Source organism: Paenibacillus glucanolyticus, assembly GCF_037333485.1.
GTDB lineage: Bacteria > Bacillota > Bacilli > Paenibacillales > Paenibacillaceae > Paenibacillus_AQ > Paenibacillus_AQ glucanolyticus.
This window is the reverse complement of sequence record NZ_CP147845.1, coordinates 5,752,197-5,774,264: the sequence shown is the minus strand read 5'-3', so window position 1 is coordinate 5,774,264 and position 22,068 is coordinate 5,752,197. Positions and strand designations below refer to the sequence as shown.

The 22,068-nt window shown below is 50.4% G+C and carries 20 protein-coding genes; 17 read left to right on the top strand and 3 right to left on the bottom strand.

Annotation, left to right across the window (positions count from 1 at the left end; translation table 11 throughout):
• The first annotated feature begins 81 nt into the window (after positions 1-81).
• Together WDY75_RS26765 and WDY75_RS26760 are read left to right on the top strand one after the other, a co-directional pair.
• Positions 82-816: an ABC transporter ATP-binding protein gene (locus WDY75_RS26765; RefSeq protein ID WP_082834290.1), complete on the top strand. Its 735-nt coding sequence runs from the start codon at positions 82-84 to the stop codon at positions 814-816.
• A 14-nt stretch (positions 817-830) separates the two neighbouring features.
• Entirely contained in the window at positions 831-2,096 is a 1,266-nt protein-coding gene (locus WDY75_RS26760; protein ID WP_063478560.1) for an ABC transporter permease, read from the top strand.
• A gap of 80 nt (positions 2,097-2,176) precedes the next feature.
• Here the strand turns inward: WDY75_RS26760 and WDY75_RS26755 are convergent, their stop codons facing one another.
• Complete coding sequence (locus WDY75_RS26755) at positions 2,177-3,454, bottom strand: NAD(P)/FAD-dependent oxidoreductase (protein WP_063478561.1); 1,278 nt, start codon at positions 3,452-3,454, stop codon at positions 2,177-2,179.
• Between the two features lie 215 nt (positions 3,455-3,669).
• Between WDY75_RS26755 and WDY75_RS26750 the strand changes: the two genes are divergently transcribed.
• The 6 genes from WDY75_RS26750 (at position 3,670) to WDY75_RS26725 (ending at position 10,183) form a co-directional block, all read left to right on the top strand.
• Positions 3,670-5,394, top strand: a complete 1,725-nt coding sequence (locus tag WDY75_RS26750) for a two-component system sensor histidine kinase NtrB (RefSeq protein ID WP_036638743.1) — start codon at positions 3,670-3,672, stop codon at positions 5,392-5,394.
• Between the two features lie 327 nt (positions 5,395-5,721).
• On the top strand, positions 5,722-6,156 hold the full coding sequence (locus tag WDY75_RS26745) for a BrxA/BrxB family bacilliredoxin (protein WP_063478562.1): 435 nt from the start codon (positions 5,722-5,724) through the stop codon (positions 6,154-6,156).
• Between the two features lie 114 nt (positions 6,157-6,270).
• Entirely contained in the window at positions 6,271-7,080 is an 810-nt protein-coding gene (gene nadE / locus WDY75_RS26740; protein WP_006208187.1) for an ammonia-dependent NAD(+) synthetase, read from the top strand.
• Positions 7,081-7,337: 257 nt separating this feature from the next.
• Positions 7,338-7,730 (top strand): holo-ACP synthase, encoded by a 393-nt coding sequence (gene acpS, locus WDY75_RS26735; RefSeq protein WP_006208188.1) that lies wholly within the window; start codon positions 7,338-7,340, stop codon positions 7,728-7,730.
• A 26-nt stretch (positions 7,731-7,756) separates the two neighbouring features.
• A complete protein-coding gene (gene mutY, locus WDY75_RS26730; RefSeq protein ID WP_006208189.1) occupies positions 7,757-8,899 on the top strand; it encodes an A/G-specific adenine glycosylase in 1,143 nt (380 codons plus the stop codon).
• A 48-nt stretch (positions 8,900-8,947) separates the two neighbouring features.
• Complete coding sequence (locus WDY75_RS26725; RefSeq protein ID WP_036638746.1) at positions 8,948-10,183, top strand: MFS transporter; 1,236 nt, start codon at positions 8,948-8,950, stop codon at positions 10,181-10,183.
• Between the two features lie 99 nt (positions 10,184-10,282).
• Here WDY75_RS26725 and WDY75_RS26720 read toward each other — a convergent pair whose 3' ends face one another.
• Complete coding sequence (locus tag WDY75_RS26720; protein WP_006208191.1) at positions 10,283-10,891, bottom strand: superoxide dismutase; 609 nt, start codon at positions 10,889-10,891, stop codon at positions 10,283-10,285.
• 305 nt (positions 10,892-11,196) lie between these two features.
• Here WDY75_RS26720 and WDY75_RS26715 point away from each other — a divergent pair, with 305 nt between their 5' ends.
• The 9 genes from WDY75_RS26715 to folE all read left to right on the top strand — a co-directional run bounded on the left by WDY75_RS26715 (position 11,197) and on the right by folE (position 21,684).
• A complete protein-coding gene (locus WDY75_RS26715; RefSeq protein ID WP_036638750.1) occupies positions 11,197-13,767 on the top strand; it encodes a hypothetical protein in 2,571 nt (856 codons plus the stop codon).
• Positions 13,768-13,794: 27 nt separating this feature from the next.
• Complete coding sequence (locus WDY75_RS26710) at positions 13,795-14,565, top strand: ABC transporter ATP-binding protein (RefSeq protein ID WP_036638752.1); 771 nt, start codon at positions 13,795-13,797, stop codon at positions 14,563-14,565.
• A gap of 14 nt (positions 14,566-14,579) precedes the next feature.
• A complete protein-coding gene (locus WDY75_RS26705) occupies positions 14,580-15,908 on the top strand; it encodes an ABC transporter permease (protein ID WP_006208195.1) in 1,329 nt (442 codons plus the stop codon).
• A 34-nt stretch (positions 15,909-15,942) separates the two neighbouring features.
• Positions 15,943-17,031: an efflux RND transporter periplasmic adaptor subunit gene (locus tag WDY75_RS26700; protein WP_006208196.1), complete on the top strand. Its 1,089-nt coding sequence runs from the start codon at positions 15,943-15,945 to the stop codon at positions 17,029-17,031.
• A gap of 435 nt (positions 17,032-17,466) precedes the next feature.
• The gene (locus WDY75_RS26695) at positions 17,467-17,889 is read left to right on the top strand and encodes a GNAT family N-acetyltransferase (protein WP_006208197.1); all 423 of its coding nucleotides are present in this window, start codon (positions 17,467-17,469) and stop codon (positions 17,887-17,889) included.
• Positions 17,890-18,091: 202 nt separating this feature from the next.
• Positions 18,092-18,694 carry a signal peptidase I gene (gene lepB, locus WDY75_RS26690; protein WP_006208198.1) on the top strand — a complete coding sequence of 201 codons (603 nt, stop codon included), beginning with the start codon at positions 18,092-18,094 and terminating at the stop codon, positions 18,692-18,694.
• A gap of 41 nt (positions 18,695-18,735) precedes the next feature.
• A complete protein-coding gene (queG, locus tag WDY75_RS26685; protein ID WP_063478563.1) occupies positions 18,736-20,589 on the top strand; it encodes a tRNA epoxyqueuosine(34) reductase QueG in 1,854 nt (617 codons plus the stop codon).
• 143 nt (positions 20,590-20,732) lie between these two features.
• Complete coding sequence (locus tag WDY75_RS26680; protein WP_006208200.1) at positions 20,733-20,969, top strand: YneF family protein; 237 nt, start codon at positions 20,733-20,735, stop codon at positions 20,967-20,969.
• A gap of 121 nt (positions 20,970-21,090) precedes the next feature.
• A complete protein-coding gene (folE, locus tag WDY75_RS26675) occupies positions 21,091-21,684 on the top strand; it encodes a GTP cyclohydrolase I FolE (RefSeq protein ID WP_063478564.1) in 594 nt (197 codons plus the stop codon).
• A 100-nt stretch (positions 21,685-21,784) separates the two neighbouring features.
• On the opposite strand, the gene WDY75_RS26670 is transcribed toward folE, so the two are convergent.
• Positions 21,785-22,057, bottom strand: coding sequence for a hypothetical protein (locus WDY75_RS26670; RefSeq protein ID WP_006208202.1), 273 nt, complete (start codon positions 22,055-22,057; stop codon positions 21,785-21,787).
• Between the last annotated feature and the right edge of the window lie 11 nt (positions 22,058-22,068).

Sequence of the window (22,068 nt, the reverse complement as noted above, 5' to 3'; positions counted from 1 at the left end):
CAAAGAAAGTTTCGGTGCTTGCAACTAATCCTTGTCCATCTGCGTAATAATGGAAATAGAATGAATGGATGGGGTGTTAGGATGCAGGATAGGATTCTGGAGAACATTCGCGGGGCCGAGCCGGTGCTGGAAGTAGACATTCAGGAAGCCGGGTACGAACCTGGCCGACCCCGCATACACGAAATATCGTTTCAAGTGGTTCCCGGTGAACTGCTCGGCTTGATCGGGCCGAACGGTGCCGGAAAGAGCACAACCATCAAGGCGGTGTTAGGGCTCTTGAAGGACTGCAAGGCTGATGTCAGGATTGCGGGTGATCCTCCCCGATATGCGTACGTACCCGAGCAGCCTGTGTTCTACGAGGATTTAACGCTGTGGGAGCACTTGGACCTGGCTGCTGCTGCATTCGGAATGGATGACAACCATTTCGAAGAGCAGGCCGAACAGCTTCTTCGGCAGTTTGGAATGGAGACTGTACGGAACGAACTGCCGGGAGGTTTCTCCAAAGGGATGAAGCAGAAGATGATGCTGATGATCGGCTTCCTCTCCAAGCCCGATGTCTATATTGTAGACGAGCCGTTTATCGGTTTGGATCCGCGGGCTACTCGCGATTTTTTGAACTTATTGCTGGAGGAGAGACGCCGTGGTGCCGGTGTGCTGATGTCTACGCATGTGCTGGACACCGCAGAGAAGATTTGTGATCGGTTTGTGCTCATATCCGCGGGCCGGATTGTTTCCGAAGGCACACTATATCATCTTCGTGAGGCCGCGGGACTTCCAGGCGCATCGTTGTTTGACTGCTTCGATGCGCTGACATGAGGGAGGGGATGGATATGAATCGCTCACAGCAGCTTAGCCATCCGGGGGCCCTCTTCTGGAGAAGGGTGCTTGCACATTGGACCTATCAACGTAAAAGCTTGGCGACCGTGGTTGATTGGATCGTGATGCTCTATATTCTGATTCCAGGCCTGCTTCTGGGAGGCGGGTTATACCGTGAGTTGTGGACAAGCCCCCTTCCAGGGTGGGCACAGTTCCTGCCCCTCCAAGCGGTGGTTGTCATCCTGCTCTTTATGTTCTCCGGCAGAGTGCTGCTGTTCCTCGAAGAGGCTGACGTATTGTTTCTCCGCCAGCAGCGGGAATGGATGAAGGGGCTGCTGATCAGAGGCATGGCATACAGCCATGCTATGTCAGCGCTAAAGGGACTGTTGTTTACCCTGCTTGCCCTGCCAATCCTGGTCAGGGAACATGAAATTACCGGGGGTACCTTGATAACCTTGCTGGTGATTACGGTTGTCTGTGCCTGGTGTACGAATCTATGGGCCGGGATGATTCGCTCAAGCTGCAAAGGGTGGCGACAGCACCTGATGATTTATGCGGTTCGCTGGCTTTCCGTTGGATTAATAACGCTGCTTGTATCCTTGTGGCTTGAGGTTTATGCAGTCTTATGGACAATCGTCGTCATTCTGCTGATTGTATTAATTCTTCTGAGCCGCAGGCGTCTTGCCATGCAAGGAACCTTTATGGCGGATACAAGGGAGGATGCCAGGACCCGCATCCAGTTGACCGAGAAGCTGCTGGTTCAAGCTGTCGGCAAACCGCCGAGTGTGCGAAGCAAGACCTGGTTTATGCGCAAGTCCGGCCGGTTGTTCAAGGGCACAGCGGAGAAGAGGCTTGCCGATGCAGGGTTAAAAGCGATTTTGCGTCACCCTGAGAGTTTGACATTATATATTCAGATTACATTGGTTGGCATTCCGGCCGTATGGCTCCCGCCGTTAATCATTAAAATCGTTGTGTATATCGCGCTTGTGCTGATGATATCGTATTGGCTCAATACACGGTGGGCCGTGTTCGCGAAGGCTGAATTTATGCACGTGCTTCCCTTTACGAATGAACAGCACCGCTCTGCGGGTATTCTTGCCGTTAGAACGCTGCTTGCTCTCCCGGCATTTTTGTATTCCCTGGTGGCAGGGCTCACGCTGTTTCAGGGGGGAGTCGGATGGCTGGCCGCGCTGGCATTGACGGCTGCGGCAGTCATGATCGCACCATCACTGATGTCATGGCCGATGTACAGGGAGGATAAGCATCAGCAAGATGAATAAAAGCGCGCCAGTATGACCCGGGTAGGAAAGGGCATACTGGCGCGCTTCGTGCTTTATTCGTAATTTCCAATACCATTGGATCAGTTCTTGTTATACGCTGCCGCTTCCGCGGCGTGCTTGCCCGCCGTATAACCCGTTGCGAACGCCGCCGTGATATTGTAGCCGCCGGTGTATCCATGAATATCCAAAATCTCGCCGCAGAAAAACAGGCCGGGCATGAGCTTGGATTCCATGCTTTTCGGCTGAATTTCCTTAAGGCTGACGCCGCCTCCGGTCACGAAGGCTTCCTTCAGCGACCGGGTGCCTGAAGCTCGGAACGCAAATTTTTTCAAAATGGTTGCAAGGGACGTAAGCGCAGTTCTGGATAAACCGCTGCAGATCATGTCACTGTCGATAGATGATTTGGACAGCAGCAGCGGAATCATGCGCTCCGGCAGCATACCCTTAAGAACGTTTTTAATACTCTTTTTGGGCTCAGCCTCAAAGCGCTCCTTCAGCTCGGCCTCGATTTCGGCCTGCGAGCGATCAGGAAACATGTCAATTGCCATATCCACGTTCACGATTTCGAACTTCCGCTGCACCTGGCGGATAAATTGGCTGCAGCGCAGAGCGATTGGGCCGGACACCCCGAAATGGGTAAACAGCATATCTCCCCGATGAGCGATCACTTTTTTCCCTTTGGGATTCCAGACGGACAGCTCAACATCACGCAGCGACAAACCCTGCAGCTCTTTGGATGCGATGAACGTCTCGGTTGAGACGATAGGGACCTCAGTGGGGTACAGCTCAGTAATGGTATGGCCAGCTGCTTCCGCCCAAGGATAACCGTCCCCGGTCGAGCCTGTTTGAGGAACGGACTGACCGCCTGTGGCTATGATGACACAGGAGGATTTGATTACTTCCCCGGATTTCAATTGAATTCCAGCCGTTTGGCCGTTCTCGAACAGAACGCTCTTCACCGGACTGTTTGTCCGGATATCGGTACCGAGCTCCCTCACTTTGCCAATCAAGGCATTCACAACGCTTGAGGCTTTATCCGTCACAGGAAACATGCGCCCATTGTCCTCTTCTTTGAGGCGAATGCCAAGCCCCTCGAAAAAAGACATGATATCCTTGTTGTTCCAATGCTGAAAAGCACTATATAAAAAACGTCCGTTGCCCGGGATGTTGGCTATCAACTCATCCTGTTCCTTGGCGTTTGTCACGTTGCATCTTCCACCGCCTGATATGCCCAGCTTGCGGCCCAGTTTATCCCCTTTATCAATCAGCAGAACGGAAGCTCCTCTTTCTCCTGCAGCTACGCAGGACATCAATCCGGAGGGTCCACCGCCGACGACAATAATATCATAATCAAGCATGTTTGCTCATAGCTCCTTTGAGGTTATATCAATGAATAGATGAATCTTATTATAATTATATAGGTATTCGCGAATTAACCCAAACCTCATGAATAGGACGTAAGACGGGGTTTTCTGTTGCTTCAACAGGAACTTACAAGATATTGTAAAATGATGTCGCCTGTGTTTTAATCAGAAATATTAGACACGTTGTCCAATTGAGGTGATTGATCACTGTGCTGAGCCTATGGAAGGATATTTTGCTGCAAGTTTTGCTGTCTGGTACACTCATCTTTCATCTACCCCTTCTCCTCGACAGACATCTCAAGTGGCTGAACAAGAAGAATCCGAATGATCTGCTTCGATTTCACAAGCATATCGTAATTTCGAGCGGAGTCAGCACCGTACTCTGCGTCCTGATTTCAGCGATGAACGAATATTACGTTCCGATCAATCTTGGCGTGATCCCGTTATTTTTAGGCATATTATATGGAAGTCGAAGTTCAGGGTTATGTCTTGCCGTCTTGTATATGACAAGCCATGGGCTGATAAACGGCTGGTCGATGATCGACTTCATCCTCAATGTACTGGTCCTGGTTTACTCGCTTCTGCCCTGGATTTCCTCCAATTTCAAGAAAGGCTCCAAGACCGAGAAGATCTGCTGGCTGTGGAGTGCACTGATTCCGGCTATGTTGATCATTGTAGCCTCTCATGCCATTGAAGGAAAGGTTAATAATGATCACCTGAATCCGGATACAATCCTAGTGACCATACTCTATATGCTGATTGGCATCTTTTATTCCGGCATGATTGTGTATTGGATCGAGCTGACCAGCGAGCGTCTGGCCTCGGGCCAATATGACGTGAAGAGTGAAGAAATGATCTCTCTGACAAAAATAATAGAGATGATCCCTTTAGGAATGGTGGCCGTGGATAAAAGAGGGAACATCATCGCTTTTAACCAACTTCTTATCCGCAGTTGCAGGAGTGTGTTTCCGAATTTGACGTCCAAAGATGTGATTGGAAGACCGCTGTTCGATTTATTAGACGGTATGATTCAGAAGGAACATCTCCGCAACCGGTTTCTGAAGGCCATGGAGGGAATTGAAAGCACCGGCGAGATTATGCGCAGCCCAACGCGAGTTTATTCAACGGGCATTTATCCGCTTATACATAATGAGAAAGGCGACATCTTGGGTGCGGTGGGTGTTATGGAAGACATCACGGAGCTTGAGAAGCTTCGAACCGAATTTATTAATGTAGAACGACTGAGCCTGGTTGGCCAAATGGCGGCAAGCATTACCCATGAAATTCGTAATCCGATGGCGGTGGTTCGCGGGTTCCTGCAGCTGATGAAGGAGAAGAGCCCGGAGACACTCGATCACTATTACCGGATCGTCATGGAGGAGCTGGACCGTGCCAATGGCATCATTAATGACTTTTTGTCTCTGGCCCAGAACCGGGCTGCCGAGAAGGAAGACTGTCATCTTCATGATATTATCCATGAGCTGAGCCCGCTCTTGTGGGCTGACGCGAACTTGCGTGGACAGAGCATTGAACTGAAGCTCGGAACCCATGTACCCAAGCTGCACCTGAATGCTAAAGAGATGAAACAGCTGATCCTGAATTTGTGCCGCAACGGCATGGAGGCTATGGATGACAAAGGAACGTTGACCCTTGAAACCCGGATCGAAGGGGACCAGGTGCAGCTGTATGTGGCAGATACCGGAACGGGCATGTCGGAGAGCGAGCTGGAGCGTTTGTTTGAGCCCTTCTACACCACGAAGAGTAAGGGAACGGGGCTTGGGCTCGCCCTGTGTATGAGCATTGTTCAGCGGCATCATGGAACGATCGATGTGAAGTCACAGCAAGGCGAGGGAACGGTGTTCATTATCTCATTTTCTGTCCGCTCGTACCCTCAGGGCTTAATGGAATCCCAAAGCGCTGCCGCGTCCGAATAATTAGGAGGATGAATAGGCATCATAAGGCAGAGCTAATGGCAAAGGAGGGATTCGGATGAGTAAAAATGATTCGAAACAACAGGAGCAGCAGCAGCGCGAAAACAAGGATCGTCGTGGCGAACCCATCGTTGACAAGAAAAAGGATGGGGCCAACTACCCTGCTACCTAGTTTAAACCACCGGAAACAGTTAAAGACGAGCGGTATCCCATTTTGTGATGCTGCTCGTTTTGTATTTTCTTGCTTTCACTCTTTAGGATTGTATAATATAGATATCGATGAGCTGTTATAATTCGAACAATCTTGTTTATATAAGGAGTGAAGCAGTTATGGGTATGTCTTTTGACCGATATATGCGCGATATGGTTCAACCGATGCGGGATGAACTCACCAGTTTGGGAATCAAGGAGCTCACAACTCCTGAAGCGGTAGAGGAAGTGCTGCCAAGTGCGCAAGGTACAACACTGGTTGTTGTAAACTCCGTATGCGGATGTGCTGCAGGGCAAGCACGCCCAGGTGTAGCCATAGCGCTTGAGAACCAAGTGAAGCCGGATCATTTGTATACCGTATTCGCTGGACAGGATAAGGAAGCAACGGCAAAAGCCCGTGAGTATTTTGCTCCGTATCCGCCATCCTCACCATCGATTGCTCTGCTGAAGGACGGGGAATTGGTGCACTTTATTGAGCGTCACCAAGTGGAGAACCGTTCCGCAGAAGAAATCGCGGCTGATTTGTCCGACGCATTCAATCGCTACTGCCAGTAAGCTGGCAGTTACATAGGCCCCGAAGCATTCGGCATATTCCGAAGCCGCGGGGCTTTTGTTGTATATGTTACGTACTTAAGAAAGAGAGAGCATACTGAAAGGAGTCTTTGAATCATGAGCCTACAAGAACAAATTATTGCTGAACTGGGTGTCAAACCAACCATTAATGTGGAGGAAGAGGTCAGCAAACGGGTTGATTTTCTGAAAAATTATGTGAAAAACTCAGGCACTTCGGGGCTGCTGATCGCTATTAGCGGCGGGATCGATTCCGCTGTGGCAGCGGGTCTGTGCAAGCGGGCAACCGACGAGCTCACCGAGGAGACTGGCAAGGAATACAAAACACTTGGAGTATTTCAGCCATTCGGTGAACAGGCCGATATTTCCGACAGCTATGCTACGGCCAAAGCCTTCGATCTGAAGCATACCGTGGAGACCAATATCGAGGAAGCTGTAAATGAGATTGCTCTTGAGGTTGAGCATGGTCTGAAAAATATTGGTGTTCATAAACATATCAGTGTTCCTGGCAAAGGCAACGTAAAAGCCAGAGTTCGCATGGTGGTGCAATATGCGCTGGCGTTTGAGCAGAATTTGATTGTTGTCGGGACTGACCATGCCTCTGAGGCCATCACCGGCTTTTACACCAAGTGGGGCGATGGAGCAGTGGACATCACGCCGCTAAGTTCCTTGAACAAACGTCAGGTCCGTATGCTTGCATCCTATTTGGGAGTACCGCAATCGATCCTGGACAAAGCGCCTTCCGCTGGGCTATGGGAAGGACAGACGGATGAGAAAGAGCTCGGAATCAGCTACGATGATAACAGTGACTATTTGGAGGGCAAGACAATCAATCCTGAAGTTCAGGAGAAACTGGAGAGTTATTACGTAAAAACCGCTCACAAGCGCAACACGATTCCAGGAATTTAATATAACGATTTTCAGGCCAAAAAGCCTTTTGGAGGGATTACCTTCCAGAAGGCTTTTGTTTTTTTATATTCGGGCCCCCACACCCCATCAGGATGCGGCTTGAACCGTCTAAACAGATAAAATTTGAAATGACACAAATTGAATGATTTCATGTTGTTGTAACACGACAGTCTCGCGTTGACGTACATCGACTGATACAATATAGTAGTGAGTTTGATTATGGACGGAAGACGGGTTAGTGAAGGAGAGCGGAAGATGTGATTTACGGAATTGGACATGATGTGCTGGACATGAAACGAATGGACATTCTGATGACAGGCCCGCATGGAGAGAAATTCATGGAACGTGTACTTACACAGGGTGAGCGGATAATCGCTGCCCGTAAGGGAGCTAAACGGACGGAGTTTGTTGCCGGGCGCTTTGCTGCCAAGGAAGCGATATCCAAGTCCTTTGGCTGCGGAATCGGTCGCCTGATCGGATTCTGGGACATTGAAGTGCTGCCAAATGGCCTCGGGAAACCCATCGCCACTCTGTCCAAGGAAGCCTGGACACGCCTCGGAATTGACCAACCTGCCGATTACACGATTCATTTGACGATTTCGCATCAGACAGAGCTGGCTTCGGCCTTCGCGGTTGTTGAGACACTATAGTAAGGTTATGAAGGGGATTTATATAGATGTATAACACAGAACTTAAACGATATTTCAGCCAGGAGCTATTGGATTGGTACGAGGTGAATAAAAGGGATCTGCCATGGCGCAGACACCGCGATCCTTATTATATTTGGGTATCGGAAATTATGCTGCAGCAGACCCGGGTGGATACGGTTATTCCATATTTTCATCGGTTTATCGAGCGGTTCCCGACGATCCAATCGCTTGCAGATGCACCGGAGGACGATGTGCTGAAATGCTGGGAGGGTCTAGGGTATTATTCCAGGGCACGCAATCTCCAGGCTGCTGCAAGGCAAGTAACGGAGCTGTATGGTGGCGTTATGCCAAGCGGTAAAGACGAAGTGTCGGGACTAAAAGGCATCGGTCCTTACACTTCAGGCGCCATTCGCAGCATTGCATTCAACATTCCCGCGGCCGCGGTGGATGGTAACGTGATGCGCGTGCTGTCCCGTTATTTTTTGATTGAAGAAGATATTATGAAAGTGAAGACACGTACCAAAATGGAGGAGCTGGTGCTTACTCTGGTCCCTGAGGGACGAGCATCGGATTTTACGCAGGCACTGATGGAGCTGGGGGCATTAATCTGTACGCCGAAGTCGCCCAAATGTCTGGTGTGCCCGGTCATGGAGCACTGCACGGCACGGTATGAGGGCAAGGAGGAGTCCCTTCCGATTAAGACAAAGGCGAAGCCCCCTCGTCCTGAATATCGCCTTACAGCCATCGTAGAGGGTACGGGCGTGCACGAAGGGAAAATCCTGATCCGCAAGCGGCCATCAACCGGCCTGTTGGCAGGAATGTGGGAGCTGCCTCATGTCATTGTGCCGGCATCGGCAAACCCGGCTGTGATGCCCGAGGAGCCGGCTATGAGCCATCTGCAAGGCGCTTTGCTGGAGGAAGGGATTCCAGTTTTGCCAATCGGCCATGTGATGGACGCGGAGCATACCTTTAGCCATATTCATTGGAATATGGGGGTATACCGCTGCACATGGCAGGATGCGCCGATATCTTCCCTGCAAGCCGCAGAAAGCGCAGCAGCGTATGAGACGGGCATCGAGCAATTCCGCTGGATTCACGTGCATGACATGGAACGCTACGCGTTCCCGAACGTGTTCATCCGTATTTTACATTCGTATTTCTCATCTTGAAGCTGTTCTCCTTCCTAGAAGGAAACCGCATAAGGAGTAGTGAAGCTGTTGCATAGCTGGAAGAATGCGCTGTTGTACATTTTTGGTATCGGGGTTTCCAATCTCGGGAACTGGATCTATCTGGTTGCGATCAATTTGCTTGTGCTGCATATGACAGGCTCTCCTGCTGCCGTGGCTGGATTGTTCATCATCCGGCCGCTTGCAACCTTATTGACTAACTCGTGGGCAGGGAGCATCATTGACCGGATGAATAAGCGCAAGCTTATGATTTCAACCGATATTATTCGGGGTGTCCTGATTGCCACAATCCCTTTTATGTCCTCCGTGTGGGGGATTTATATCATCATGTTCCTGATAAATGTGGCGGGCTCCTTCTTCGGGCCTACCTCAATGACGTATGTCACGAAGTTGATTCCGACAGAGGAACGAAAGCGGTTTAATGCATGGTCCAGCTTTACTACTTCCGGAGCCGTACTGCTGGGTCCCGCTATATCCGGACTATTGATCGCTTATACGGATATTCGAATTAGCATTGTTATTAATGCGGTATCATTCTTTATCTGCGCACTGGTCATTTACTTTCTTCCCGATGTGGATGGGGAGGAATTGGATGGCAGCAAACGGAATGTCATCACGATGAAGACACTCCTTCAGGACTGGATTGCTGTCATTGATTTCGGCAAAGCCGCGAAATATTTCATGCTGGTCTACCTATTGTTTCAATGCGCCATGCTGCTCGGATTTGCGCTCGATTCCCAGGAGGCAACCTTCATTAAACAAGTGCTGCTGCTCGGAGATGAGGATTACGGTTTGCTTATAAGTGTAGCAGGAGCAGGGTATTTGGCAGGCTCGGCGGCAGCGTCTCTATCGGTAAAATGGCTGTCGCTGCGTATGTTTATCGGAGCTGGCGTCCTGCTGTCGAGTGCGGGTTATATGATTTTCTATGCAGCTTCCGGCCTTGTGACTGCAGTAATCGGATTTATCATTTTTGGTTTTTTCTCTTCGTATGCCAATGCGGGGTTTACCACATTCTTTCAAAATCAGGTGCCTATCGATCTGATGGGACGTTTCACCAGCGTGACCCGTATGTTGGAAGGAATGCTTCAGATCGCTCTTACGCTTCTGCTAGGCTTTGCAGCTGATGTATGGTCACTGCAGGCCGTCTGCCTGATCGGTGCAGGTGCAGCGGTTCTTATCTCGGTCGTATTATGGGGTGTCATCTATGCACCATCCAAAGTCCGCTATTACGAGTCCGATAAGGTGACGGCGACCGGCATCCATTAAATCGATAGTCGTAGACATCAAAAAAAGGCTGCTACAGCGGTAGACATGATCTACAGCTGTAAGCAGCCTTTTTGTATGCATCGGCTTAGTTAAACGATATTACTTCGCGTTATCGTAGCGTTTGCCGACTTCTTCCCAGTTGACTACATTCCAGAAAGCGGAGATGTAATCAGGGCGTTTGTTTTGATAGTTCAGGTAGTAAGCATGCTCCCAAACGTCAAGGCCAAGGACAGGTGTTTGACCTTCCATGATCGGGCTGTCTTGGTTAGGTGTGCTGGTTACTGCCAATTTGCCGTCTTTAACAACGAGCCAAGCCCAGCCGCTGCCGAAACGTGTTGTAGCTGCTTTTGCGAAATCTTCTTTGAATTTATCGAAGCCGCCCAGTTCATTGTTGATAGCATCAGCCAATGCGCCAGTCGGTTGTCCGCCGCCATTAGGTCCGATAACTTCCCAGAACAGGGAGTGGTTTGCATGGCCGCCGCCGTTGTTACGAACTGCTGTGCGGATGCTTTCTGGAACAGCGTCAAGGTTAGCAATCAGTTCTTCAAGGGATTTGTCTTGAAGCTCAGGAGCGTTCTCAAGCGCAGCGTTCAAGTTCGTTACGTAGGTATTATGGTGGCGATCGTGGTGGATCTCCATCGTTTGTGCGTCGATATGAGGCTCGAGCGCGTTGTTTGCGTAAGGAAGTGCTGGTAATTGAAATGCCATAATAAAAACCTCCTGTAAATTTAGTTTTTGGTTATGATGAAAGGTCTTCCTTCATCAGGAAGTCTTTATCATCCCGGAGCAATGAGATATGTAATCCGGCTACACTACATATATTAAACCGTTTTGGGTGATTAAATCAACTTTTATGTTTGAAAAGTCCGAAAGACCTGATAAATCAGCAAAAATTTATGAAGAACTTTCCTGTGAAACTTGTCGTTATATATATGACCATGGACACAAGTCGATGACATCTGCATGGGACAATGAAAGGGATATGCCGAGGTAGAAGGGAGTCGTTTCAAAACATGAGTAGTACAAAGTTCAGAGTGACTGCCGTCTTAATGGCTGCAATTCTGGCAGCGGCACCGCAAGCAGAGGCAGCGGCAGCTAAGACGGGGCCATCGCAAGTCACGAAATCCAATTCGCAGAATCATGCAGTGCCTGCATGGAACGTAACGCTTGGCAATAACGTTACGGCAACGCTGGAGCATGCCGACGGATGGCAGCAAAACGGCACATATGTTGCAGTGTTTACCCTGAAGTACAAAAACGGGGGCAAGAGCTCCGCACGGCTGGTATCCTATTTTCCTAAGGTGGTGCTACCCGGCGGTTCTGTGACAGCTGCTAATCCAATTACCAGAGATCTTGCCAAGAAGAAGATTGAACCGGGTCAGAGCCTCAGCGTGACCTACTATGCCAAAACCGAAGGCAACTCCTTATCCGGCATGAAGCTGGTGATGGACGTATGGAATCCGAAAGCCAAAGGCTACCTGCAGCGTGTCGGAACGTACAGATTGCCTGCCAATTATTCGGCAGCTGCCGCACCGGGATCGAGTACCAAGCTGCAATTGGGCGGTACGCCGGTTACCGTTCAGGCGGAATCGCTGGAGATCATTAAGTATGACGGCAAAGTGATAGCCAAAGTCGGCATGTACATGACAAACCATGGCGGGAAAGTGTGGAGCGACCGCGGTTTCGAACCTCATCTGGTGACAGCAAGCGGCAATTCATTCCTTCTTCATCACGAAGCAGGTACAGAGGGGGTACCCATCCAGCCGAAAGAGAAGAAATTGGTATATTACATAACGGAAATTCCCTCTTATCTTAAATCGGCCGGTTTGCGTTTCCTATGGACCGAAAACGACGACACACTGAAGCTCACCTTGCCGGTCGAGTCCTTTAAGCTGCCAGCGGCAACAGCTCCTAAATGGGATATCGCGGCGGGGGCAGCCAAGAAGATGACGATCAAGGGGATTCCGGTTGAAGCCAGAATCAGGCAGGCTTCGCTGCGTTCCTCCGGGGGCGAGGGCATATGGAACATCGAGATGTCTTTCAAGAACAAAGGCAAGAAATCGGTGGCAGTGCCGGGTTATGATTTTGCGATTAAAGCCTCGGAAGGCTCCTTCCATCCTTACAATCCGGATAACAAAGTGGGTCTGACACTGCGACCTGGCGAAGAGAAAACGATGTCGATGGAAATTTCGCTTCCGCTTGAGCTCAAGCAGGACAAGCTGAAGCTGCAAATGATTGAATCCTCTGCCGGGGATGATCCTTCAACCCAAACCCCTGCTAATCCGGCCGAGCCGGGCAGCGAATCGGCGTCAGGAGCTCAGGAGAAAGTGGCCCTGCCGATTGCCTATTTTGACATTTCGTATCAAACGGAGCGCAAGGCTTCCATCGGTGTCGAATACGGCGCGCAGTCTGCCCAGGGATTTGCTTACACGCTTGTATCCATGCAGCGTCTCCCATGGCAGGATACAGATCTCATTGTTGCCAAGCTGCGTCTGCGAAATACTCAGGAATCCAAATCGCTGCCGCTGCCTGAGCTTAAGGCAAACGTCACATCGGACGAAAAAACGGTGTTGACCGGCTCTGAGGTTATTGCAGAGGAACAGGGCTCTTTGATTGCCCCCGGGTCATCAACAGAGGTGTATGTCATGGCGCGGATCCCTTATACCAAGGACATCCGTTCGCTCCGCTTCGAGCTGTTTACCCAGAAAGATACAGCTAAATCTTCTTTCCTGACCGTAACCACTTCAGGAGCCACGCAGTCGATTGAAGTGCTGGAGAAGGGAAAACCCTACTCGGTTACCGTTATCGGTAAACGTGCAGATGCGCAGGAGCGACGGACCGTGATCTATGAGGGGGTAGATACCGACATTGTCTATTCCGAGCTGTTGCTGACCAGCAATGAACAGCGCCGTGTGCAAGCGGCCATGCTGAAAGGGTATTTCCAGAGCGCGGACGGAATGATTTACGAAGCGGACACCATTCAGCCGGAAGCCGCGCTACAGCCAGGGTCCAAGCAGTCCGTTGTCTTTTGGGCAAGGGTGCCAAAAGGGGTATCGGGCGAACTGGGACTAGCTCTTGGCACGGCGATGTCCGGCGGCAAGCTTGCGGAAACGGGGAAAGACGTTACCGGTGTGATGGGCGTGAAGAAACTGATGCTGAATCCGGTGAGACCGGCAGCAAGCTCCGGGCTGACGCAGCTCGATTGGTATCCTTACAACGTCTCCGTCACGAAGGCGTCAGGGCATTTGCAGGAAGGCAGCTCTTCCATTTCGCTGAATGTCACGTTTGACGTGAAACGCAGCGAGAGCATTACTGCCGCGGATTCCGGCCACAAGCTGATTCTGATCATCAAAGACGTGCTGGGACAGACTCAGGAGCGCACACTTACGCCAGGTACGGATATCCAGGTGCCGGGTACTCGGTCGATGTCGATCGAGTTGACGGACGATCAATATAAAAGACTTCGCGGCGGATGGTTTAACCTGACCCTTGTGGACGAATTCCAGAATGAGCGAATCACGCTTGGCAGCCAAAGCTATAATCTGACATTCCAGCCTACTGTGGATCCGAATGAGGAGAGATAGATTAAGAATCGGAAAGGAACAGCGAACATGTTGCGTTTGGAAAATGTATCGCACAGCTTTAAGAACGGCAACGAAGTGTTAAAGGTGCTTCATAACATCCAGTTTGAAGTCCAGAAGGGAGAGATGATTGCTCTCCTCGGCAGCTCAGGGTCGGGCAAGTCGACGCTGCTCAACTTGATGGCTGGACTGATGAAGCCCACGGAGGGCCATATTTATATTGCCGATCAGGATATTGTCAAATACGGGGAGAACAAACTTGCCGTCTTTAGGCGCAAGCATATCGGATTTATATTTCAGGCCTACGAGCTTATTCCGACCCTGACGGTACGGGAAAACGTGGAGCTGCCGCTTGTTTTTCAGTCCGTTTCACCGTCCAAGCGCCGGAAGAAAGCGATGGAGCTTCTGGAGATGACGGGAATTGGCGATAAGGCAGCACTGTACCCTTCCCAATTGTCCGGCGGACAGCAGCAGCGCGTCAGTATTTCGCGCTCGCTGATCACGGAGCCTTCCGTCATTTTTGCGGACGAGCCGACAGGCAATCTGGACACCAAAACGGAAGAGGAAATCATCCGGATTATGATGGCGCTGAACGAGTCCATGAATACGACATTTGTCATCGTTACCCATGAGATGGAAGTTGCGGCCCAAATGAAAAAAACGATCATGCTCCGTGACGGTTACTTAGTTCAGCCGGAGGAATACACGAGACCCGCAGCAGGAGGCTCTAAGGCGCCTAATGCCTCATCGCTTCCGTCCGGTGTCGAGGTTCATTCGGAGGGGGCAGGTGAAGTCAGCTGAAAATTCTAGACAGCATGCGGCTGGCATGGGGGCAGATCAAGCGCCGCAAAGTAGTGACAGCCCTGTGCATGACCGGTATTTCCATTGGATGTGCGGCAATCATTGTTGCGATCAGCATTGGCAACGCCGCCCAGGGTTATTTGGAGACCGAGATTATAGGCGGTATGAAGCTGGATGAGATTACGGTGACCCCGCAGGGCAGCAGTGGACCCGGAGAGGGGGGCGGCGCTGCCGGTGGGGAGCGTGGATTGCTTACGGATGATAAGGTTCAGGTGATTCAGGGCTTTAATCATGTCAAATCCGTTATCGCGACCAAGCAGCTTGGATATTTCCGATCCATTTCGTCCGACAATCTGATTAGCGAAGGTGTTAATGTAGTGGCCGTGGACCTGTCCAAACTCAAAGAGCAGGGACACAGGTTCAAGGAGGGTGGTGCGCTTGAGCAGATAGGCGCCGTCGTCCTCAATTATGGAGCCACAACAGGATGGAAGGATGCAGAGACAAGCGAGAGATTGACCAATATGATGAATACCGATCCCAACAATCCGAAGCTGTGGGAAGAATTCCAGATGTATGAGGGCACCGTGACGGACATGAGCGGCAAAAGCATTCAGCTTGAGCAGATGGACAACGAAAAGAAGCTGCTGGGTCCGCAGATGTACGTAGGGGGTGTGCTGGATGTGCCTACGGGGCGGGAAGCCCAGTTTGCCATCTACGACAGGCAGGCCTATGTTTCCTTTGATACGGCTGAATGGCTTGCAGACAGCCTGAATTTGCAAAATGGGACGGCTTCCAAGCAGCGGGTATACGACAGCGTAACGGTCAAAGTGGATGACCTGCAGAATATTAAACCACTTGAGGATTTGATATCAAAACTTGCGCTTAATGCAAGCGACAATCTGGCGATGCGCGATCAGATCGCTTCCCAATTGGACACATTCAAGGCGATTGCACTGGGCGTAGGCGTATTTATTCTATTGCTGGCCTCTATTTCGATCATTGTAGCCATGACAATGTCTACGCATCAGCGCCGCCGGCAAATCGGCATTATGAAGGTCTTGGGGGCGAATATGCCGCAAATCCGCAATATGTTTATCGTGGAGGCCAGTCTGCTCGGTTTGCTTGGCGGTTTGCTTGGCATCGTGTTCGCGTATTTGATCATCAACGGGTTGAATTCATTCATTACAGCTTCTGCAGGGATGTCGGGGCTGCAGATTGCAGTTACGCTGGGCACGCTGCCCATCGGCATCGCATTCGCGGTGATGACCGGAATCCTCTCGGGGATTTATCCGGCGATCAGCGCAGCAAGGACAAATGCGCTCCTTGCCATTAAGCGGGATTAGGATTATTGAGCATCGGAAAGGAAGCTAAATCGGTATGATCAAAAAAATCATAAAATGGACAATTATCGTGGCTGTGCTGGGTGTGGTGGGTTATTGGGGATATGGACAGGTGAAACCGAAAGAGCCTGAAATTCCGATGATGGAAGAACCCCAGGTCATCTCGTTTCCCGTAACCGAGGAAACCATCACTTCGACCGTGCAGGTCAAGGGAACGTCCGAGTACGGACGGGAGACGAATGTGTACGCCCCTTTTGAAGCGAAGGTCGAGTCATGGAGCGTAGAGAATGGCCAGCAGATCAAGCAGGGCGATACACTCTTTAAATTGGAGCAAACAGCGATCCGCCAGCAGCTTCAGCAGAAAGAGGCCGAACTGCAGAAGAAGAAGCTGGAGCAGGAACTGAAGGAATTCACGCTGAATCAGGACCTGGATAACGCGCCAGTCGGGGCAACCGAGGCCGAGCGTCTGAAAATGCTGGCAGACCAGGAAAATGCGCGGCTGAGCAGCCAGCTGGACGAAGTGAACAATGATATTGAACGACAGACGATGAATGATCTGAATGATAGACTGAAGAAGTCCACATATCAATCTCCGGCTACGGGGTTGTTTCTGTTCGACCCGACACAGCAGGTGCCGCAATCGGTCACGGCGAACCAGTATATCGGTAAAATCGTCGATCTGGATTCCCTCCGGTTCGTGGCATATGTAGGGGAGAACGAGGTGTTCAACATTAAACCGGATATGGCGGTTGAGGTGAAGATGCCTTCCATCAAGGATTTGAAGCTGAAGGGGAAAGTGCTGGAGGTGGCCAAATTCGCTGAGGCAACCGCCCAGGAAAAACAAACGTCTCAGACACCGCAGTTCAAGGTGATTGTCTCGCTGCCTAAGAATGACCGCTTGATCGGCGGATTGACGCTTAACGGAGACATTGTGACCAAGCGGAAGGACAAAGCCGTTGTCGTTCCCAAACTCGCCGTCATGACGGATGGGGGTAAATCATACGTCATGGTGGATAGGGGCGGCGGTCAAATTGAACGTCAGGATATTGAGACCGGTATGCAAACTCTCGACAAAATCGAAGTCCTGTCAGGACTGAAATCGGGCGATACCGTGGTTCTCCAGTAAAAATAGAAATCGATTACGCAGCGTTCTTAACGGCATATAGCCGGGAGGACGCTGCTTTTCTATTCGTACCCTTCCCAATAAGATAAGCAGAGGATTTAGTGGGTCGCTTTGTAAAATTAGTACAGATACAAAAAGCATGTATAGAAAGTATTGGAGTTGATTTTTACAGTGCGCTAACAGTTTTCAGCAGGAAACAGCACATACATTCAACAAAAATATGGAAGTAAATCCATCAATAAAAATGTAACCGCTTCAGATAAAGCGCTTACAGAAGAAAACTCGTGAATTTACGAGAAAGATGTGGTTTAATGGACAAGGAAACAGGATTTTCGCGTTTTTTGTAGTAAACACAAATGTCAGGTTTGCGTTAACGGAATACTAGATCTTTGTAAACCGGGTAAACCGCATCATGCTAACGAAAAGGGAGATTTTGAAATGCATGTTCGTTCCTTTCAGTTGAGTGACTGTACCCCCGTAACCGAGCTACTACAGATTGCTTTATCGGAAGACTGCTACGAAAACACGATGGAGCCCTTCTCCAGACAGCTCGCTTGGGACTCTGATCTGATTATGGTGGCTGAAGAAAACGGTGAAATCGTTGGTGCCCTAATTGGTACGATCGAACGCAATCATGGTTGTTATTACCGCATTGCCATTCATCCTGACTATCGCAGAAAAGGAATTGGCAAGGCTCTGATATCGGCGATGGAACAGCGTTTTCAATCACGTAAGGTCAGTCGGATTATGGTAGCCGGAGACGAGCACAACGCCGCAGCCATGCCATTTTATGAAGCCATGGGATACGGTGCCAGCCAAATCCTGCGGTCGTTCCAGAAGCTCAGTATCCTAGGTCAATAGTTGAACGACTAGCGGTACATACGAGCCACGTAAAACGGCGGCTTTAAGCTTCGACAGAGATAAGAAACGACATTTTTTCTATATGAAGCATATCTACCGGCCGTTGCAAATGGTTGGGAGATATGCTTTTCTATTAATGTACCTTTTTTGAGGGTGCCGCCGTCGGAGCTTGTAGGCGAAATCGAAGTAAGGTAGGTGCAGTATGGGACAAGTGATTCCTCCGGATTCAACTGAGAATGGCGAGAACAACGGACCACAGAATCAACCCAGCAAGAAGAACGGGTGGGCAGCCGAGCTTTGGGACTGGGTAAAGACGATTACGATTGCATTTGTTATTATGGTGCTTCTAAATATGTTTGTGTTCAACCTGTCCATGGTTAAAGGTGAATCAATGCAGCCGACACTGGTAGCATCGGAGCGGCTATTTATTAATAAAGTAGTGTATCGCTTTGCAGAACCGAGTCATGGTGATGTCATCGTGCTTAAGGATCCAAGCGATGGTCCAGACAAGAAGGAGTTTTTGGTGAAGCGTATTGTCGGCGTTCCAGGGGATACCATTGAAGTAAAGGATCAGACGCTGTATGTTAACGGTGTGGCCAAGGAGGAAGGATACACCGATGTTGCGATCGAAGATCCAGGCTTTGAGCCTGTTACCCTCGAGGAGGGACGGTATTTTGTTATGGGAGATAACCGTCATCTCGGAAAGAGCAAGGACAGCCGCATGTTTGGCAGTGTGAAGGAAAGCGACATTGTAGGCAGGGCGGAATTCATATTCTGGCCGCTGTCCGAGATCAAAAAGCTGTAGCTGCCAATTGGACATCATCCCAGGAAAGGAGGCGCTGGAGAATGACCTACACACTCGGCTCGCACGCTCCTCCGCCTTCGGTTTGGGAGGAGCTCAAACAGGAACTGAAATCCGTTGCCCCAGAGCTTGGTATTGATGATATCGGCTTTGCTTCGGCGGAACCGTTTCAGTCCTTGAAGGGAATCCTGCAGAATCATCGGGACAAAGGTTATGAATCCGGGTTTGAAGAGCCGGATCTGGATAAGAGGGTTACTCCGGCTCTCCCGGGAAGCGAGCCCATGTCCTTAATCGCGATTGCGATAACGTACCATTCCAAAATGGACAACCCGCCAAAATCGGAGCCTGGAAAGTACAGGGGAATTATGGCGCGTTCTGCTTGGGGCAGAGATTACCATCAGGTGCTTCGGGAGGCCATGAGCCGTCTGGAGGCTTTTATAAGAGAACGGGTACCGGATGCAAGACTTGAAAGCATGGTCGATACGGGAGCGCTTGTCGACCGGGCGGTTTCCCAGCGTGCAGGCATTGGCTTTAGTGCCAAGAACTGTGCCATCATATCTCCGAAGTTAGGCTCCTGGATATTCCTTGGCGAGATGATCACCAATATCCCGTTTCCGCCGGATACGCCGGTTACCGAGGACTGCGGGGAATGCACCAAGTGCATCGATGCTTGCCCTACCGGAGCGCTTGTGGGCCCGGGGCAGCTTAACGCCCAGCGCTGTATTTCTTTTTTGACCCAAACCAAAGGGTTTCTGGACGAAGAAGTCATGCGCAAGATTGGCAACCGGCTGTACGGCTGTGATACCTGTCAGATTGTTTGTCCGAAGAATCGGGGCAAGAACTGGACTCATCAAGAGGCCTTCAAACCCGATCCTGAAAAAGCCAAGCCGCTGCTCCTGCCGATCCTTGATTTAAGCAACCGTGAATTCAAGGAAACGTTCGGAGATACATCTGCCGCTTGGCGCGGCCGAAAGCCGATACAGCGCAACGCTGTCATCGCGCTTGGCAACTTTAAAGATATTTCAGCTGTACCGAAGCTGAGCGAAGTACTGCTGAAAGACCCGCGCCCGGAGCTACGGGGAACCGCTGCATGGGCTCTGGGCCGTATTGGAGGCGAAGAAGCGTTGAACAACTTAGAGAAAAGCATGAAATCAGAAGGGGATTCCCAAGTACGAGATATGCTGCAGCAAGCCTTGAATAAATTGAAGCCTGAATCGAATGAGAAAGAGGCCCCAACTGAGGCGCAAGCCGGGGCAGAAGCTTTATCCAGTGGCAACGCGTTGCCGGCTTCCCCGGATAAGGGAGATAAGCCGGAACAGGAGAGCCCCGCCATTCATGGAGTAGAGCCTATGGCCATTCCGGAAGGCGGACCCGAAGTTTTGTATTATGACGAAATTCAATCGCCGATCGGACCTTTAACGGTTTGTGCAACGGAGAAGGGACTTTGTCTGATTGAGTTCGGCAGCTTCTATGTAAAGGAAGCAGTCATCCAGCAGTGGTCTCGGACCTGGGCCGGCAACGGCGGTTACCAGCGGGACGAGGCGAGGTTAGCTCCTGCGACAGCGCAGCTGGAACGGTATTTTTCAGGTGAGCTGAAGGAGTTTGAGATCCCACTGGATACGCGGGGAACCTCATTCCAATTGCAAGTATGGGAAGCTCTGAAATCCATTCCTTACGGAACGGTTTGTTCTTATAAGGATATAGCCGAATCCATCGGTCGTCCAAAAGCCGTGCGTGCTGTAGGCGGTGCAAACAACAAAAATCCTGTGCCGATTATCGTGCCATGCCACCGGGTGATTGGAACCGACGGGGCGCTGATTGGATATGCCGGCGGCCCGGAAATTAAACGTACCTTGTTAACGCTGGAAGGGGCTATGCCTGACCGGAAAGGGTCGTAAGGGATCTAAGGTGCCATCATGGGACTGCCTGGCTGCTATATATCCGTTATTTTCATTTGCTGTGTCGAAAAGGACATGCTATGATAGGTTCGTATATGCGCCATTAAATGGTAAATATTAGTATAGTAGAAGGTGGTCAAGTGATGAACTATGTCATTCCGATTATTACATTGATCGTGGGTCTGGTTGGCGGATTTTTCATCGGTGTATTCTATCTCCGCAAGCAGCTGGAGAAGATGCAGAATGATCCGCAAATGCTGCAGAAGATGGCCAAACAAATGGGGTACAACATGAACGGCAAGCAAATGCAGCGTGCGCAGCAAATGATGAAAAATCAGCCAATGCCTGGTAAAGGTCAAGGTCGTAAACGCAAATCATAATGCCAGAAGGCCCGCTCGCGTCTACATTTAGGACGGAGGGGCATTTCTATTTAAAAAGGCCGCTAACAGCGGCTATAAGTTAACCGTTTGCTTTTTTTTGGGACGGAAAGGGGGATGTACTGTGGCGGGCGTAAAAGATTATGTAAATAACAAAGTAGGCGAAAACCGAGAGCAGATCGAGTACCATGTAGAGCAGATTTTGAAGCTGATCGGTGAAGATACCGAGCGTGAGGGACTGCTTGAGACACCGGCCCGCGTGACACGGATGTACGAGGAGATTTTTGCGGGATACGAAGTCGATCCTAAGGATGTTCTCGGCGTTACATTTGACGAAAATCACGAGGAACTGGTTATTGTAAAGGATATCGTCTATTACAGTCAGTGTGAGCACCATATGGCGCCGTTCTTCGGTAAAGTTCATATCGGTTATGTCCCAAGCGGCAAAATCGCTGGCCTGAGCAAGCTGGCACGCCTGGTAGAGGCGGTTACCCGCCGGCTTCAGGTACAGGAGCGCATCACCTCGCAAATCGCGGATATTATGGTCGAGGCGCTGGAGCCAAACGGTGTCATGGTCGTTGTGGAAGGCGAGCATCTGTGCATGTGCGCGCGCGGCGTGAAGAAGCCAGGCAGCAAGACTGTAACGTCAGCTGTCCGCGGAAGCTTCCGGAGCGATTCCGCGCAGCGTTCGGAATTCCTGTCTTTGATCAAAGAATAAGAATGAGGATAATGGAAAAAGGCTTCGCCCATGGAGGCGAAGCCTTTTTTTGCTGTATGATGAATGGATATTTTAAATACTTCAAGATGAGCATGAGGACCTATGATGCGCCATCTACCTGTTTCATATATTGTACATACTGGGTGAGGTTGCTTTTGTGTTCCTCGATATCCTTGATCCGGCGGGACATTTCCAGGAAGAAGGCTTCGATCTGCTCCCGTAAAACATGGGCTGACTGGCCTTTCCAATCCTGCAGACGGGCGTACATGACCTTCGCTTCCTGTTCGTCAGCCTGGATGGCGGCCAGCAGTCCCGACAGCTCACGTTCTGCTTGAAGCAAATCATCAAGTTCCAGCAAAATTTCTCGACTCATATCTTTCCCTC